The sequence below is a fragment of the Yoonia rosea genome, from assembly GCF_900156505.1.
GTDB lineage: Bacteria > Pseudomonadota > Alphaproteobacteria > Rhodobacterales > Rhodobacteraceae > Yoonia > Yoonia rosea.
In genome coordinates, this window is sequence record NZ_FTPR01000001.1 from 1,340,714 (window position 1) to 1,356,037 (window position 15,324).

The 15,324-nt window shown below is 58.5% G+C and carries 15 protein-coding genes; 5 read left to right on the plus strand and 10 right to left on the minus strand.

From position 1 onward, the window contains the following. Nucleotides 1-17: 17 nt before the first annotated feature. Nucleotides 18-1,028, minus strand: a complete 1,011-nt coding sequence (cobT, locus tag B0B09_RS06555; RefSeq protein ID WP_076658909.1) for a nicotinate-nucleotide--dimethylbenzimidazole phosphoribosyltransferase — start codon at nt 1,026-1,028, stop codon at nt 18-20. 29 nt (nt 1,029-1,057) lie between these two features. Between cobT and cobS the strand changes: the two genes are divergently transcribed. Continuing rightward, entirely contained in the window at nt 1,058-1,867 is an 810-nt protein-coding gene (gene cobS, locus B0B09_RS06560) for an adenosylcobinamide-GDP ribazoletransferase (RefSeq protein ID WP_076659831.1), read from the plus strand. Here the strand turns inward: cobS and B0B09_RS06565 are convergent. From B0B09_RS06565 to rpiA, 8 genes are all read right to left on the minus strand, one after another. Beyond that, nucleotides 1,864-2,562, minus strand: coding sequence for an FG-GAP repeat domain-containing protein (locus tag B0B09_RS06565; protein WP_375342214.1), 699 nt, complete (start codon nt 2,560-2,562; stop codon nt 1,864-1,866). The two genes, cobS and B0B09_RS06565, sit on opposite strands and share 4 nt — an antisense overlap. Then, on the minus strand, nt 2,559-2,882 hold the full coding sequence (locus B0B09_RS06570) for a 2Fe-2S iron-sulfur cluster-binding protein (RefSeq protein WP_055296644.1): 324 nt from the start codon (nt 2,880-2,882) through the stop codon (nt 2,559-2,561). The genes B0B09_RS06565 and B0B09_RS06570 overlap by 4 nt, the downstream gene beginning before the upstream one ends. A 218-nt stretch (nt 2,883-3,100) precedes the next feature. Beyond that, a complete protein-coding gene (locus B0B09_RS06575) occupies nt 3,101-4,522 on the minus strand; it encodes a Do family serine endopeptidase (protein WP_076659832.1) in 1,422 nt (473 codons plus the stop codon). Between the two features lie 274 nt (nt 4,523-4,796). Next, nucleotides 4,797-5,678, minus strand: coding sequence for a protease modulator HflC (gene hflC / locus B0B09_RS06580; protein ID WP_076658911.1), 882 nt, complete (start codon nt 5,676-5,678; stop codon nt 4,797-4,799). Beyond that, nucleotides 5,678-6,817 (minus strand): FtsH protease activity modulator HflK, encoded by a 1,140-nt coding sequence (hflK, locus tag B0B09_RS06585; protein WP_076658912.1) that lies wholly within the window; start codon nt 6,815-6,817, stop codon nt 5,678-5,680. The genes hflC and hflK overlap by 1 nt, the downstream gene beginning before the upstream one ends. Nucleotides 6,818-6,894: 77 nt before the next feature. Next, entirely contained in the window at nt 6,895-8,331 is a 1,437-nt protein-coding gene (gene gor, locus B0B09_RS06590) for a glutathione-disulfide reductase (RefSeq protein WP_076658913.1), read from the minus strand. Then, nucleotides 8,328-8,777, minus strand: a complete 450-nt coding sequence (locus tag B0B09_RS06595; protein ID WP_076658914.1) for a PH domain-containing protein — start codon at nt 8,775-8,777, stop codon at nt 8,328-8,330. The genes gor and B0B09_RS06595 overlap by 4 nt, the downstream gene beginning before the upstream one ends. A 10-nt stretch (nt 8,778-8,787) precedes the next feature. Continuing rightward, nucleotides 8,788-9,576 (minus strand): ribose-5-phosphate isomerase RpiA, encoded by a 789-nt coding sequence (gene rpiA / locus B0B09_RS06600; RefSeq protein WP_055296635.1) that lies wholly within the window; start codon nt 9,574-9,576, stop codon nt 8,788-8,790. Between the two features lie 144 nt (nt 9,577-9,720). On the opposite strand from rpiA, the gene B0B09_RS06605 reads away from it, so the two are divergent. The 3 genes from B0B09_RS06605 to B0B09_RS06615 are packed head-to-tail and all read left to right on the plus strand — an operon-like array spanning nt 9,721 to nt 12,759. Further along, complete coding sequence (locus B0B09_RS06605; protein ID WP_311135452.1) at nt 9,721-10,428, plus strand: glutathione S-transferase family protein; 708 nt, start codon at nt 9,721-9,723, stop codon at nt 10,426-10,428. A 1-nt stretch (nt 10,429) separates the two neighbouring features. After that, complete coding sequence (locus B0B09_RS06610; protein ID WP_076658916.1) at nt 10,430-11,803, plus strand: L-serine ammonia-lyase; 1,374 nt, start codon at nt 10,430-10,432, stop codon at nt 11,801-11,803. 44 nt (nt 11,804-11,847) lie between these two features. After that, a complete protein-coding gene (locus tag B0B09_RS06615) occupies nt 11,848-12,759 on the plus strand; it encodes a DMT family transporter (protein ID WP_076659833.1) in 912 nt (303 codons plus the stop codon). On the opposite strand, the gene B0B09_RS06620 is transcribed toward B0B09_RS06615, so the two are convergent. Next, entirely contained in the window at nt 12,701-13,273 is a 573-nt protein-coding gene (locus tag B0B09_RS06620) for a thiamine diphosphokinase (RefSeq protein ID WP_242654354.1), read from the minus strand. The genes B0B09_RS06615 and B0B09_RS06620 overlap by 59 nt on opposite strands. 229 nt (nt 13,274-13,502) lie before the next feature. On the opposite strand from B0B09_RS06620, the gene B0B09_RS06625 reads away from it, so the two are divergent. After that, on the plus strand, nt 13,503-15,278 hold the full coding sequence (locus B0B09_RS06625) for a hypothetical protein (protein ID WP_242654355.1): 1,776 nt from the start codon (nt 13,503-13,505) through the stop codon (nt 15,276-15,278). Nucleotides 15,279-15,324: the final 46 nt, after the last annotated feature.

Here is a 15,324-nt window from a genome sequence, read left to right on the forward strand (position 1 = left end):
TCCGGCACGCTTGGGCTTTAACCGTCGGCGACGCCTGCCTCGGCAAAAGTTGCCATGCCGGAATGACAGGCGACCGCCCCTTTCAGCACACCGATTGCAAGTGCCGCGCCCGATCCTTCACCCAGACGCAGCCCCAGTTGCAACAAAGGCTGTTTGCCCAAAGCATCCAGCAATTTCTGATGTGCACCCTCTGCGCTGAGATGCCCCGCAACAGCATGATCCAGCGCACCATCGACGGCCTTTGCCAGACTGGCCGCAGCGGCACAGCATATAAACCCGTCAAGGATCACGGGAATTCGGTGATGGCGTGCAGCGGCAATCGCCCCCGCCATGCCCGCCAGCTCACGCCCGCCCAGACAGCGCAGTGCCTCGAGCGGATCAGTTGTTGCATGAAGCGCGACACCGCGTGCAACCACATCGGTCTTGCGCGCCAGTCCGTCGTCATCCACGCCTGTGCCGCGGCCCGTCCAGTCAGAAGCAAGCCCACCAAGAACGGCCACCGCAACAGCGGCAGCAGAGGTCGTGTTGCCAATGCCCATTTCTCCGGTCACCACAAGATCGGCCTCTGGGTCAACAGCGGCCCATCCGATTTGGAGCGCTTCAATAAATTCGCTTTCGGTCATGGCGGGCGCTGTTGTGAAATCCGCTGTCGGCATATCAAGCGCGATTGGATAGACATCCATCTTGGCGCCAAAAGCCTGTGAGAGTTGATTGATCGCCGCACCACCATGTTCGAAATTTGCGACCATCTGCGCGGTAACTTCAGGCGGAAAGGCCGAAACCCCCTGCGCGCAGACCCCGTGGTTGCCTGCAAAGATAATCACTTGCGGTGATGTGATCTCCGGCCGCGCATCGCCGCGCCAAGCGGCATACCAGATTGCCAGATCCTCCAAACGCCCCAGTGCACCGGGTGGTTTTGTCAGTTGCCCGTTGCGGTCCTGCGCGCCCTTGCGGGCATCCTCGTTCGGGCCGGGGGCGGCCGCCAGCAGGTCACGGAAGCCAGAAATGGTTGAAAATGGCGCTTGCATCAGGTCCTCGCTCGGGTCAACTCTTGCTCTTGTTTAACCTATGGCGCGCTGATGAAAAGGCCACGGAAGGACGCATTTTGTACAAACACGACAACAGCTTGATCGCCGCGATTGATCTGCCTGCAGCACTTGGGTTGTTGACGCGACTACCTGTCACGATTGATAGCAACCGCGCGATGGATCGGGGAGCGGCCTCGGCCTGGGCCTATCCGCTGGTGGGTGTTGTGCTGGGCGTCATTCTGGCAGCGACGACGTCTGTGATGATTTGGCTCGGCGTGCCTTCGGGGATCGTGGCGGGGTTGGTGCTGGCTGGCACAGTGATCCTTACCGGTGCCATGCACGAGGACGGTCTGGCCGATAGCGCCGATGGTCTTTGGGGGGGCTGGGACAAAGCCCGCCGCTTGGAGATCATGAAGGACAGCCATATCGGCGTGTACGGCGTTTGTGCGGTTGGCCTGTCACTTTTGCTGCGCTGGCTTGCGCTGGTTGTGATCGTGTCGATGGGGGCCTATTGGGTGGCTTTCATTGCGGCAGGTGTCGTCAGCCGTGTGGCGATGGTGGTGCTGATGGGGATGCTGCCAAACGCCCGCGATGGCGGCTTAAGCAGATCGGTTGGCCGCCCACCGACCGGAACGGTTTGGCTGGCGGTAGTGATTGCAATCGGGTTTGCGCTGCTGTGCGGATATCCGTGGGCCATCATGACAGCCGCAATCGCAGCCCTGTGCTGCGGCGCGATTGCACATGCCAAAATCGGCGGTCAGACGGGCGATATTCTGGGGGCCACGCAGCAAGTGACGGAAATCGTCGCCCTGATCACAATCGTGGTTTCGGTTACTTAAGGTAACGCCTCGCAGGCCAAAGCGGTCGCAAAAGACCCTCGGTCGACATGCACACCGATGCTGCGGGTCGTCAGCTGACCGTCGATCAGCCGTGTCGCCATAACTTGCGTCCAATCGGCGTTGGCGGTGATCATCTCGGGGCCGTCACCACAATCGCGCAAACCCCCGCCGATATCGCGCTCGCCGATCCGGTGATTGGTCAGGCCGGGCAAATCCGCTACAGGCACCAGAGCATCATCCCTATAGCGCCAGACGCGCAGGGTTTTGGCCAGATGCGGGCGGTCGATATAGGCAATTTCAACCGCACCGTCACCGTCCAGATCAGCAATCCCAATGGGTGCGAGCCAGCGGTTCGTCTGCCCGATATGGGGGGTCGCTGCAATCTTGCCCGTCTCATCATAGACGGCCAGCTGCGCGCCAGCACTGGCAAGGGTTTCCACGACAATCACTTCAGGGGACCCGTCGCCGTCAACATCCGCAAGACGCGGTGCCACATCTTCAAACACGCGGTCCTCGGACAGCACAAAGCGGCGCGTTCCCGTATCTGTAGTGATTTCCAGCGCGCCCCATTCGATCGCATCGCCCAAAATCCCATGGGCATAGCGATCGGTCGGCGCTGCATAGTCTGCCGAGACAATCGTTTCAGCGCAGGCAGAGGTGGCCATAACGGCCACCCATGCAATGGTCCGTATCAAATCTGTTTTTCCGGCATCTGCACGCGCAGACCGTCCAGAGCGTCAGTGACTTTCAACTGGCATGTCAGACGGGATTTCACGGGATCAGGTTCGTAGGCGAAATCCAGCATGTCCTCTTCCATCGCATCTTTGGCAGGAAGCTTTTCGACCCATGCGTCATCAATATAGACGTGGCATGTGGAACATGCGCAAGCACCACCGCAATCGGCCTCGATGCCGGGAATGCCGTTGTCACGTGCACCTTCCATCACGGTGAGCCCGTTGGCGACGTCCACAACATGCTCTTTGCCGCCATGTTCCACGTAAGTAATCTTGGCCATTCTTGTCTGTCCCTTATGAAATCGTTCTGGTCCAGACTTAAGTAGTGCACGTTATTCGGGCTCGCCACCCCCAATTTGACAGATATCAGTCGCTGACAGCTTTGTGCACCGGGGCCACACGCAACCTGACTGTTGTCGCAAGCCCGTCTCGGGGTCCCGATCATCGCATGAAAAAGGCGGCCTCAGGGGCCGCCTTTTCTTGTCTCTATTGTGATCGCCTACTCTTCCAGAACGAGAGCAACAAAACGCGGGTCTCCGCCGCGACGCACCAGCAGCAGCAACGACTTACGTCCTGCCTCGGTGGCTGCTTCGATCCGATCTTCCAGATCCGAAATCTTGGCCACCGCCTCTTGGCCGGCTTCGGTGATCACGTCGCCTTCCAGCAAGCCTTTGGATGCAGCCTCGGACTCCTGATCAATCGCCGTGATCACCAGACCTGTATCGACAGTCAATGAAAACTGATCGGTCAGTTCGGGCGTGATTTCAGAGAGCGTCAAACCAAGGATTTCGGACTGCTCTGGCTCGGCCTCTTCTGTCGAAGCTGGGAAGGCCACCGCCTCGGACGTTTCACGACGCCCCAAGACAACAAGCAGGTCTTCCATGTCGCCATCACGCAGCACGGCGACAGGAACTTCTGTACCTACCGGTGAGTTGCCGACGATGCGCACCAGTTCACGCGTATCTTCAATCTCGATCCCGTCGAAATTCAGGATCACATCACCCGCCAACATCCCGGCGTTTTCGGCCGGTCCGGGCGGTACATCAGTGACCAGCGCACCGCGGGCCATATCCAGACCTTCGATCGCTTCGACCATATCTGGTGTGACGTCCTGAATACGGACACCCAGCCACCCACGGCGGGTTTCACCGTATTCGATCAGCTGATCCACCACATTGGTTACAACGGCCGATGACATTGCGAAACCGATACCGATCGAGCCGCCATTGGGCGACAGGATCGCGGTGTTCACGCCGATGACCTCACCGTCCATATTGAACAGCGGGCCACCCGAGTTACCACGGTTGATGGCAGCGTCGGTCTGGATGTAGTCGTCATAGGTGCCGGAAAGCGCACGGTTGCGGGCAGACACGATGCCGGCAGAGACCGAAAAGCCCTGCCCCAGCGGGTTCCCCATCGCCATGACCCAGTCACCGACGCGTGCGCCCTCGGCGTTGCTGTCACCGAATTCAACGAATGGCAGATTATCAAGGTCTACTTTCAGAACGGCGATATCTGTATTGGGGTCTGTACCGATCAGCTCGGCGGGCACACCGGGTTCACCGCCCGGGAAGAATTCAATCAGGATTTCATCCGCACCTTCAATCACGTGGTTGTTGGTCACGATGAAACCATCCTCGGAGATCACGAAACCGGAGCCCAGCGCCGAAGAACGTCGTGTGCCTTGTCCCGGCCCCCGGTCAAGATCGTTGAAGAAATCCTCAAATGGTGACCCGTCAGGAACAAGCCCCTGAGGCCCTGTCCGACCGGCCACGGTCGTGCTGGTCGTGATGTTGACGACGGCCGGGCTGACCTGTTCGGCCAGATCAGCGAATGTTTCGGGACGTTGCTGCGCGCTGGCGAATGTCACCTGCGCAAGGACCATGGCGAAAGCGACCGCCAAGGTCGTGACGAAAGCCATCAAAAGACCACGCGTGCGCTGCTGATCTCGACTGACTGCGATTGCCTTGGACTTCACGGCAAATCTCCTTTTGTTGAAACCGGGGCGCAAGACCGCGACCCTACTCATCTTCTGATGTTCTATGTAGGGCGCGAATTGTGCAACGCAAACTTCACACTCAAATTCTCAATACCCTGTGATTTTTTGTGCGCGCCTTGAAACACTTGCGCTGCTGCGAGGCAAAAAAAAGGGCCAGCACGATGGCTGGCCCTTTTGAGAACATTATGCAGATAGGCTATTCGCCTGCGGCACGACCCTGATCAGACTTCAAATAGTTGAAGAACTCGTTATCGGGCGACAGGACCAACGTCGAATTGCCCGGTGTCAGCGAACGCTGATAGGCCGTCATTGACCGGTAGAATTCAAAGAATTCCGGATCGGCGCCAAAGGCTTCTGCGAAGATTTCGTTCCGGCGGGCATCGGCCTCACCCTGAATGATCTGGCTTTCGCGTTCTGCCTCGGACACCAGTTCGATCACCGTACGGTCAGCACCGGCGCGGATACGCTGGGCAGCTTCGTTACCGCGGGCGCGTTCGTCGGCGGCTTCGCGGTCACGCTCGGCCTTCATCCGCTCATAGGTGGCATTAAGGTTCTCGGTCGGCAGGTCAGTCCGCTTCAGGCGCACGTCAAGAACCTGCAAACCCAGAGGGCGCGCTTCCTCAATGGCCTGATTGCGAATGCGCAACATCAGCGCCGCACGGTCCACCGACAGAATGTCGTTGGATGTAACAGAACCCAGAACCTCGCGGGTTTCAGCCCGCAGGATACTGTCCAGACGCAGGGCTGCAGCCTCTTCGCCACCCGCACCAACGGCGCGACGGAACTGTTCGACATCAACGATGCGGTAACGCGCGAATGCGTCAACCACAAGACGGCGGTCATCGGCTGGTGTGACCTCGAGCGGTTCCAGATCACGGCTCAGAATGCGGTCGTCGTAACGCACGACCTCTTGAATAAGCGGTATTTTAAAACCGAGACCCGGATCTTCTTTGACTCTCACGATCTGGCCGAACTGGAGCACCAGTGCCTTCTCGCGTTCATCCACCACGAAGACCGAAGACAGCGCACCGATCACAACAACCGCGACTGCGGGCAAAAGAAATGCTGATTTACGCATCAGTTGGTTCCTCCAGTTGTCGGAGTGCGGCGCAGTTCGTTCAGCGGCAGGTATGGCACAACGCCCTGTCCTCCGCCCTGGCCTTCGTCCAGCAGGATGATATCGACACCACCCAGCACAGATTCCATTGTTTCAAGATAAAGGCGCTTGCGAGTGACTTCCGGGGCGCGGGCATATTCCGTAAGAACCGCGGTAAACCGGCTGGCTTCACCTTCGGCCTCATTGACCACGCGGGCACGGTAACCTTCGGCCTGCTCTAGGATCTGTGCCGCCCGACCACGGGCTTCTGCAACCACCTGATTGGCATAGGCATCGGCCACGTTCTGTACCCGGTCACGTTCCTGCTCGGCGTCCTGCACCGCGCGGAAAGACGCAATGACGGGTTCGGGCGGGTCGGCCTTGTCAAAGTTGACACGAATGACGGCGATACCGGAGTCGTAGCTATCCAGCGTTTCCTGGATCATGTCGCGCAACCGGTCTGCAATCGCACCGCGGTCACGGTTCAGGATCGGGGCCAGTTCGGATTGCGAGATAATCTCGCGCATCGCTGATTCAGCCACAGCTTCGATTGTCTGGGGCGGGTTGGCCAGATTGAACAGATATTCTTCGGGATCGACAATGTTCCAGACAACCTGAAAGTCGATATCGACGATATTCTCGTCACCGGTCAGCATCAGGCCCGCTTCCGAACCCGTACGGCTGACACCGATGTCGATGTTACGCTCGGTCGTAACCGTGATCACCTCGCGGGTCACGATCGGCCATGGCGCAAAGTTCAGACCGGGTTCGCCGATTTCGAGAAAGTCACCCAGAAACAACTCAACGGCGCGTTCTTCGGGCCGCACTGTGTAGAAAGAGGCGTAAAGCCAGAGCGCCGCGACAGCAAGAATACCAAGGCCCACAGTGCCGCGCGTCATTTGCGGACCGTCGCCACCCGTGCCACCTGACCCGCTACGTCCGCCGCCGCCGCCCATCAGGACACGCAACTGCTCGCGGCCTTTATTCACCAGCTCGTCAATCTCGGGAATATTCGGACCATCATTGTTGGGCTTACGGCCGCCGCCGCCGCGATTGTCATCGCCGCCGCCCGATCCGTTGTTTCCGCCGCCGCCCCAAGGGCCACCGTTGTTGCCTGCCATTGTCTTCCTATGCTTCCTTTCAGCGTGTTTCGCTTACGTCTCTGTCATTGTGCCATGTGTGCTTTGATTTCACGAAATCAAGCGCTGCGCACGGGTTCCTTCATTGTCACAAGTTCTTCGGCCATTGTCGGATGAACCGCAACAGTGCGGTCAAAATCTTCCTTTGTAGCGCCCATTTTCACAGCAATCCCCGCCAGCTGGATCATCTCGCCCGCATGATCTGCGACGATATGACAGCCCAGAACCGTGCGGGTTTCTTTGCTGACCACGAGTTTCATCAATACTCTGTCTTCACGCCCCGCAAAAGAGTGGTTCATTGGCTTGAAGGATGTGCAATAGACTTCAATCGGTTCTTTCTCGCGGGCTTCCTCTTCGGTCAGACCGACGGTGCCCAGTTCGGGCTGGGTAAAGACAGCCGAGGGGATCAGTTCGTGATCAACGGCAGTGGGGTTGCCCTTAAAGACCGTTTCCACAAAAGCCATGCCCTCGCGGATCGCTACGGGTGTCAGTTGTACGCGATTGGTCACATCACCGATCGCATAGATCGAAGGGACGCGCGTTTGGCTATACTCATCGACAACGATTTCGCCACGACGGCCAACTTCGACGCCTGCCTCCTCAAGCCCCATATCTTCTGTGTTGGGCGCGCGACCGGTGGCGAACATGACCTGATCATAGACCTTTTCGGTGCCATTGGTCGCCTTGACCCAGATACCGTGCCCGGCTGATTTCTGCGGCAAGGTTGCAGGTTTGCCGCCCTCCATGGGAACGCTTTTATGCACGCCTGCCAGATCCTCGGCTGTTGCGGCGCGCATTTCGACGATGTTGGTGCCAAGGTGCAGATCGACGCCTTTGGCACGCATCCCTTCGGCCACCAGACCGCGGGCCTCATCATCAAAGCCGCGCAGAATTTGGGCACCGCGATAGAATTGCGTTACCTGCACACCTAGCCCGTTCAGGATGCCTGCAAACTCGGACGCAATATAGCCGCCGCCCACAATCAGGATGGATTTCGGCATCTCGTCCAGCAGGAAAATCTCGTTCGACGTAATGCCCAGTTCGGCCCCCGGCATTTCCGGAATGACCGGGCGCCCGCCCGTTGCGATGAGAATGTGCTTGGCGGTCACATCCTTGCCCGTTGAAAGCGTCACCGTGTGGGGGTCTTTCACCTTCGCGCGCGCATCAATGATTTCCACCCCAGACCCATCCAGCAGCTTGCGGTAAATGCCTTCCAGACGGTCCAGCTCGGTGTTCAGCTTGGCGCTGAATTTGGACCAGTCAAAGGGCCCCTCCTGCACATCCCAGCCATACGCGCGGGCGTCGTCAAACATCTCGGAATAGCCCGAAGCAAACACCATCAGCTTTTTGGGCACACAACCGCGGATCACGCAGGTGCCGCCCATGCGGTATTCTTCGGCCAGACCGACCTTCGCGCCTGTTGCGGCCGCGACGCGCGCCGCACGAACACCGCCAGAGCCACCACCGATTACAAAAAGATCATAGTCGAAAGTCATGTTTTGGCTCCGTTTTCTGCCTCTGGCGGGCTTGAAGGTAGATTGGGTCGCGCGGCCTGCAAGGCCGCGGTGATAGCATCCAGCGCATCTGGGGTCAGTATCCTGCGGCTACAACCGATGTAACGATCTTTCACGTCCCCTTGATGGCGATAGGCAAAGATCAAGGCACGTCGATCCGCACCAATACTGGCCCATTGCAACTCATCCCACTTGAACGAGACTGTGCGCAGTGGGCGATGGAGTGTCAGACCATCGGGGTCCAACCGGCCCAGACTGGGGGTGCGCAGATAGCTATAGGCGATAAAGGCGGCCCAGACCCCACATAACAGACCAAGTACGACTTCGGTCGTGGTACCCGACGTGATAAGATCGTACCAGAGCCAGCTGACCATGATGAACGTCAGAATGGTAAAGAAATGCTGGCGCTGTGTGCGTTTGAATTCCATCGGGTAAAGATTAGTCCGCGATATCGACAAAGATGTTGTCATCATCCAGAATATCGAACCGGATCACATTGGCCGCGTTGTTGGTGATGTCACGGGTGGTCACGCGGCCATCGCCGTGACCCACGATGACAACATCGCAGATATCAATGAAAAGCCCGTTTTCCACAACGCCAGGGATCTGGTTGATCACAAAGCTGAGTTGGCGGGGGTTGCCGATCCGTTTCAGGTGCAGATCGAGGATAAAGTTCCCCTCTTCCGTCACAAAAGGCTGGTCGCCTTTCATCCGCAACACCACATCCCGCCCCAAGACATCCATACCGGTCAGCGTTTCAGCAATCAGCCCTTGGGTGACTGACAATCCGAAAGGGACAACCTCGACCGGCAGGGGGAAAGCCCCCAGCGTGTCCACTTTCTTGCTGGCATCGGCGATCACCAAAACGCGGTCGCTTGCAGTGGCCACAATCTTTTCATGCAGATGCGCCCCGCCTCCGCCCTTGATCAAGTTCAGGTTCTCATCAAACTCATCGGCCCCGTCAAAGGTCAGATCAAGCCACTTGGCCTCATCCAATGTCATGATATCGATCCCAACCTTCTTAGCCAGCAACGCTGTGCGCTTGGACGTAGGCACGCCTTTGATCTTGAGGCCTTCTTCGCGCACCATCTCGCCCAGACACTGCACCAGCCACTCGGCGGTGGACCCTGTGCCAAGGCCAACTTTCATCCCGGATTCGACAAACTCTGTCGCTTGTTTGGCCGCGACAAATTTTGCTTTGTCGATGGGGGAGAGTTCACCCGACATAAATCCACTCCGAAATCGTTACCGGCGCTTTATATGCAAGAACAACGCCGGGGGCGAGGCCCCAATTAACGAAAGGTCAGATGCGCCCGCGCGGCGCTGCGTTTTTCGCGGGCGGATGTCGTATTTGGCAAGTGAACAGCCTGCGTGTTCCGCTACACACGGGTCATGAGCCAGATCTTGCGCCTGCACTACGCCCCTGACAACGCCTCGCTTTGCGTGCGATTGGCGCTCGAGGAAATGGCCATACCTTATGAGACTGTTCTGGTGGACCGCGCAGCAAAAGCGCAAAAATCCCCTGCGTATCTGGCGCTGAACCCCAATGGGCTGATCCCTGTTCTTGAAACGCCCCACGGGCCGGTGTTTGAAACCGCCGCAATCTTGATGTGGCTGGCCGAGACGGATGACAAATTGATGCCGCGTGTAGGTACGCCCGCGCGAATGCACGCGCTGCAATGGATGCTCTGGCTGGCCAATACGCTGCACCACACGTTGCGGATGACGTTCTATCCAAGCCAATACACAAACGGCGACAGCGGCGCGGTCCAAAGCATGGCGCAACAGCGCTTGCGGGCCCAGCTTGATCTGCTGGCGGCCGCGCAAACCACCCCTTGGCTGGACAGTGCGGCCAGCAGTCTCCACGCCTGTTATCTTGCACCGATGCTGCGGTGGGCGGCACTCTATGGTGGCGGTGCAGATTGGTTTGATCTTGAAAACTGGCCGCGACTGACGGCATTTGCCAAACGTATGGACGCGCGCGAAAGTACCATTAGGGTGGCATTTGCGGAGGGTTTGGGACCCACCCCGATTTCGCGACCAGCACCTTGCACCCCACCAGAAGGATCAGCGCTCTAGCATGTTTTTATCGGTTTTCGATATGTTCAAAGTGGGCGTCGGCCCCTCGTCGTCCCACACCATCGGGCCGATGGTGGCTGCTGCACGGTTTCTGGACCATTTGCGCGCGTTGCCTTTCGGGGTTGCGGGTGTGCGTGCCTCGCTACATGGCAGTCTGGCCTTCACGGGTATCGGTCACGCCACGGACCGCGCGGTGATCCTTGGTCTCGCGGGGTTTCGCGCGGATGATTATGATGCCGGCAAAGCGGATGCAGAGCTGGCCCGCATCGCCACAGAGCATACAGTCACGCCACATGGCCTTGGCACGCTGGCGTTTCATCCCAAGGACGACCTGCTTTTTGACTATGGCCCCGCCTTGCCCGGCCACGCCAACGGGCTGATCCTGCGCGGCACAGACGCACAAGGCGATGTCATCACCCAAGTCACCTATTATTCTATCGGCGGGGGCTTTGTATTGACCGAAGCCGAGCTGAACGCCGGCAAAGACAGTGACACAGGCCCCGCTGTGCCCTACCCGTTCCAAACTGCGCAGGAAATGCTCGAGATGGCCGCCAAATCCGGCAAGAGCATCGCCGCCATGAAGCGGGCCAACGAACTTTCACGGATGCCCGGTGCCGATCTGGACAAAGGCCTCGCGCGGATTTGGGAGGTTATGAACAACTGCATCAACCGCGGGCTTGAGACTGGCGGGATTTTGCCCGGCGGATTGCAGGTGCGCAGGCGCGCCAAGGGCATTTATGACGCGCTGCAGGCCGAGCGGGGCATGAACCTGACCGCGCCCCACACGATCAATGATTTTATGTCGACCTATGCGATGGCCGTGAACGAAGAGAATGCCGCCGGTGGGCAAGTCGTGACCGCCCCTACCAACGGGGCTGCAGGGGTGATCCCTGCGACGATCCGCTATTGGCTGGATCATGTGCCGGGTGCCACGGCAACGCGGGTGCCGGAATTCCTGCTGACGGCGGCGGCCGTGGGTGGGTTGATCAAATACAACGCCTCGATTTCCGGTGCCGAATGCGGCTGTCAGGCCGAGGTCGGAAGCGCCGCTGCCATGGCCGCGGCCGGCCTTGCGGCCGTTCTTGGCGGCACCCCAGAGCAAATTGAAAACGCGGCAGAAATCGCGCTGGAACATCACTTGGGGATGACGTGTGATCCTGTGAAAGGGCTCGTGCAAGTTCCCTGTATCGAGCGCAATGGGCTGGGGGCGATCAAGGCGGTCTCGGCCGCGTCGTTGGCCTTGCGCGGCGATGGTGTGCATCTTGTCTCGCTGGATGTCGCGATTGAGACGATGCGCCAGACCGGTATGGATATGAGCGAGAAATACAAGGAAACAGCGCTGGGTGGTTTGGCCGTGAACGTGCCCAATTGCTAAAGCCGGCTTTTGACGCAGGCGTGTTCCCTGCCTAGTGTGAAATGATGTCGACCGACCGTCCTTTTCTTGGCGTCATGCTGATGCTGTGTTTTTGTGTGCTAGCCCCGTTGGGTGATAGCATCGCTAAGATATTGGGCGGCACGGTGGCGCTTATGGTGCTGCTTTTCGCGCGGTTTGCTGTGCAGGCCTTAATGCTTTTGCCGATTGTCGCCGTGAGCGGCCAAGGCCTGCGCTTATCCCGCAGGCTCTGGCTTTGGACGCTGATCCGCACTGTACTGCATATTCTGGGCATCGGCCTGATGTTCAGCGCATTGCGTTATCTGCCACTGGCCGACGCGCTGGCGATTGCATTCGTTATGCCGTTTATCATGTTGATTTTGGGCCATTTCGCCATGAGTGAGGAGGTGGGCATACACCGGATGGTGGCCTGCGCTGTCGGCTTTTTCGGCACGCTTCTGGTGATCCAGCCCAACTTTGTCGAGGTCGGTTATCCGGCGCTGTTGCCTTTGGGCGTTGCTGTTGTCTTTGCGCTCTTCATGATGGTGACCCGCAAGGTGGCGCGCGCACTTGATCCGATCAGACTCCAAGCGATCAGCGGCGTACAGGCGAGCTTGCTCATTCTTGCGCTCTATCTGGTGTTTCCGGCGGCGACTGGCACGGTGTCATTCAGCTATGATGCAGCAACGTGGGGCCTTTTGGCCGCTCTAGGGGTGCTTGGCACATTCGCGCATCTAATCATGACATGGAGCTTGCGGTTTGCGCCGGCGTCGACCCTTGCACCAATGCAGTACCTCGAAATCCCCATGGGTACGGCGATTGGCTGGATCGTCTTTTCTGACTTGCCAAACGGGCTGGCCGCGATCGGTATCTGTATCACCGTTGGTGCGGGGCTTTACGTCATTTTGCGCGAACGGCAGCTTTCATTGCAAGCGCCAGATGCGCGCGCGGCAGGGTAACCAGAACAGGCCCGTCCGTTTCAATCGTGACCACACCGCCTGACGCTTCATTGGAAGGGCTGGTAAAACCGTCCGGCGCCATGCGCGTCTGCGCAAAGGGCCAGCGCACACCGCTGAAAGTGACTGTCGCCTGTCCCAGAGGCATGAGGGATATGCGGGTCCCGGGCGCTGCGGTGAAAGCGACATGGCCCAGAGTTGCTAAGAAACTCACCTCATGCGCGTCAACCAGCAGGACAGCCCGTTCCGCATAGCGCGCCAGAACGTTCAGTACCGAAAGCGCATGATCCAATCGGCCACCGGTAAATCCAACGCCCAGCACCACGGGCGCGCTGACCCGTGTGAGTGCCTTTTCAAAATCTGTCGTTGACTGCTCGGGAATATGATTGAGCTGCTGTGCAAATGTGGCACGTGCCGCGTCTGAAAGGCTATCGAGATCCCCGATCACCGCCGCCGGTGTCACGCCGGCCGCCAAGAGGTGATCTGCACCACCATCCACCCCTACAAAGCTGTTCACAAAGGTAAAAACCGCCGAAATGGCATCATCTGCGATTGGGGCTCCTCCAACGAGACAGATTGCGTTATTACTTGAAACAATGGGTTTGCCAGGCAATGATTACACCTCTATTCACAAACATTCCTCAAAAGGGTCATAATATGATCCTCAATGGGACGTGTTCTTGTTTTCAATTAAGAATGATGATGTGTCTAGCGGGCCGCCGCTGATTAATGAAAGAAAGCGCTTTATGATGGATGAAAACACGCAAGTCCTTGACGTGACCTACGGCAACTTCTCTTGCCGTCTGGAAGGTTTCGAAGATTCTGTCGAGACAATGAAGATGGTTGTGTCATTCTTCCACGATCTCGCCGGCCACGATCGCTTTATGGACACAGAGCCTCTTGCGCCCGACATGGAAACGCTTGCCCTCCTGACAGAAGAGCAGACCGGTGTCGCTGTGGACATCGAAGGCGAAGACAATCACGTCAGCCTGCGCGTCCGTCAGCCCAGTGAGGATGTTGCCCCCGCCGCGCTCGATGACGAAGAAGATGACGCGGATGACTATTTTGACGACGCGGAAATGTACGACCCGTCACTTGAAGACGCCGAAGATGATGCGGTTGATGAGGATGAGGACGGATCATATGCTGACAATCTTGCCAGCGTCGCCGACAAGCTGGAGCGCATGCGCGCTGCGGCGGCTGACCGCAAGAGTGCCTCAAGCGCGGAAGAGTTTTCGGAAGACCTGAGCGAACCTGCGGCACCGGCGGCCAACCCGCTGTCACAGCGTCTTTCTGATCTGGTCAAGCGGACAGCTGCAGCGGCTGAGGCTGCTCCAATCGAGGACGACACACCAAAGGCGCAGGCAGCTGTGACCGAAGATGAAGACTTGAACGTCTTCGGCACTGCAGAGTTTGACGAGGATATTGCCGCTGCCCTTGCTGCCGAGGAAGAAGAAGACGACGAGCTGATGGTCGCTGATCGCGCTGCGGATGAGCCAGTTGCTACAGAGGCTGAGGAGGCTGATGACGACGTCGAGGACGATCTTGTGGCGGCACAATCAGATGACGATGTCGAAGAAGACGTGGCATACGATGACACTCCCGACGATGATGATTTCGACAATGCATATGCGTCTGACGATGCCGATGACACTGCGGCAGAGCAGGACGAAGACCCACTTTCGCTGACCGCAAAGCAGGCGTCCCAGATCGAAGACGACAACTACGATGACGATGACGAATTCGACCTTGAGGCCGAAGTCGCCAAGGTCGAAGCCGAGATCGCAGCACGTCAGGGCAATGAATTCGCCCGTCCCGGCCTACCCCGCCATGTCGAAGACGCCATGAGCCGGATCATGTCGCAGACGGATCAGCACCTGAACCAACCCGAGAACCGCCGCCACCGCGACGCGTTTGCGCAGCTTAAGGCCGCCGTCGCCGCGACAGAAGCCGCACGGCAGCTGGGCGACAAAGGTGCGGACAAGCGCGAAGCGGATGAAGTCTACAAAGATGATCTGGGCGCGCATGAGGCGAAGGGAAAAGCTGAAGGCAAACACGTGCCACCGCTCAAGCTCGTGAAGTCGCAAGAGGTCAAGCCTGGCGCGGGTGACCGCCAGACATTGCAGCGGCCGGAAACCGCTGCGCCAGCAAGCGCAGGCTCAATGGAGGCCGCATCCGAGCGTCTGCGCAAGATTGCGACATTGAAGGAATCCGACGCAAAGCCGGAAACCAACGATTTTGCTGATTTCGCCGCGGCACACGGTGCGTCGGACCTGACCGATCAACTGGAAGCCGCCGGTGCGTTTATCTGCTTTGTCGAGGGTGAAGCGGACTTTTCGCGTCCGCAGGTGATGAAACTGGTGCAGTCCGCAACGGAAAACGAGATTTCCCGCGAAGACGGTCTGCGCAGCTTTGGCCGCCTCCTGCGTCAGGCCCGCTTGGTCAAGCTTGCCAACGGTCGGTTCCAGGTTGCGGAAAATACACAGTATCGCCCCGACGGGTACAAGGCCGCGCAAGGCTGAGTGACGGCCAGCGAAAAACGGATAAAGGCGGGGTTTTGACCCCGCC

What these genes read in the sequence shown, in the direction of transcription:
- cobT (WP_076658909.1), bottom strand. Translation starts at nt 1,028, where the DNA reads ATGCAAGCGCCATTTTCAACCATTTCTGGCTTCCGTGACCTGCTGGCG.
- B0B09_RS06570 (WP_055296644.1), bottom strand. Translation starts at nt 2,882, where the DNA reads ATGGCCAAGATTACTTACGTGGAACATGGCGGCAAAGAGCATGTTGTG.
- B0B09_RS06575 (WP_076659832.1), bottom strand. Translation starts at nt 4,522, where the DNA reads ATGGCTTTCGTCACGACCTTGGCGGTCGCTTTCGCCATGGTCCTTGCG.
- hflC (WP_076658911.1), bottom strand. Translation starts at nt 5,678, where the DNA reads ATGCGTAAATCAGCATTTCTTTTGCCCGCAGTCGCGGTTGTTGTGATC.
- hflK (WP_076658912.1), bottom strand. Translation starts at nt 6,817, where the DNA reads ATGGCAGGCAACAACGGTGGCCCTTGGGGCGGCGGCGGAAACAACGGA.
- gor (WP_076658913.1), bottom strand. Translation starts at nt 8,331, where the DNA reads ATGACTTTCGACTATGATCTTTTTGTAATCGGTGGTGGCTCTGGCGGT.
- B0B09_RS06595 (WP_076658914.1), bottom strand. Translation starts at nt 8,777, where the DNA reads ATGGAATTCAAACGCACACAGCGCCAGCATTTCTTTACCATTCTGACG.
- rpiA (WP_055296635.1), bottom strand. Translation starts at nt 9,576, where the DNA reads ATGTCGGGTGAACTCTCCCCCATCGACAAAGCAAAATTTGTCGCGGCC.
- B0B09_RS06610 (WP_076658916.1), top strand. Translation starts at nt 10,430, where the DNA reads ATGTTTTTATCGGTTTTCGATATGTTCAAAGTGGGCGTCGGCCCCTCG.
- B0B09_RS06615 (WP_076659833.1), top strand. Translation starts at nt 11,848, where the DNA reads ATGTCGACCGACCGTCCTTTTCTTGGCGTCATGCTGATGCTGTGTTTT.
- B0B09_RS06625 (WP_242654355.1), top strand. Translation starts at nt 13,503, where the DNA reads ATGATGGATGAAAACACGCAAGTCCTTGACGTGACCTACGGCAACTTC.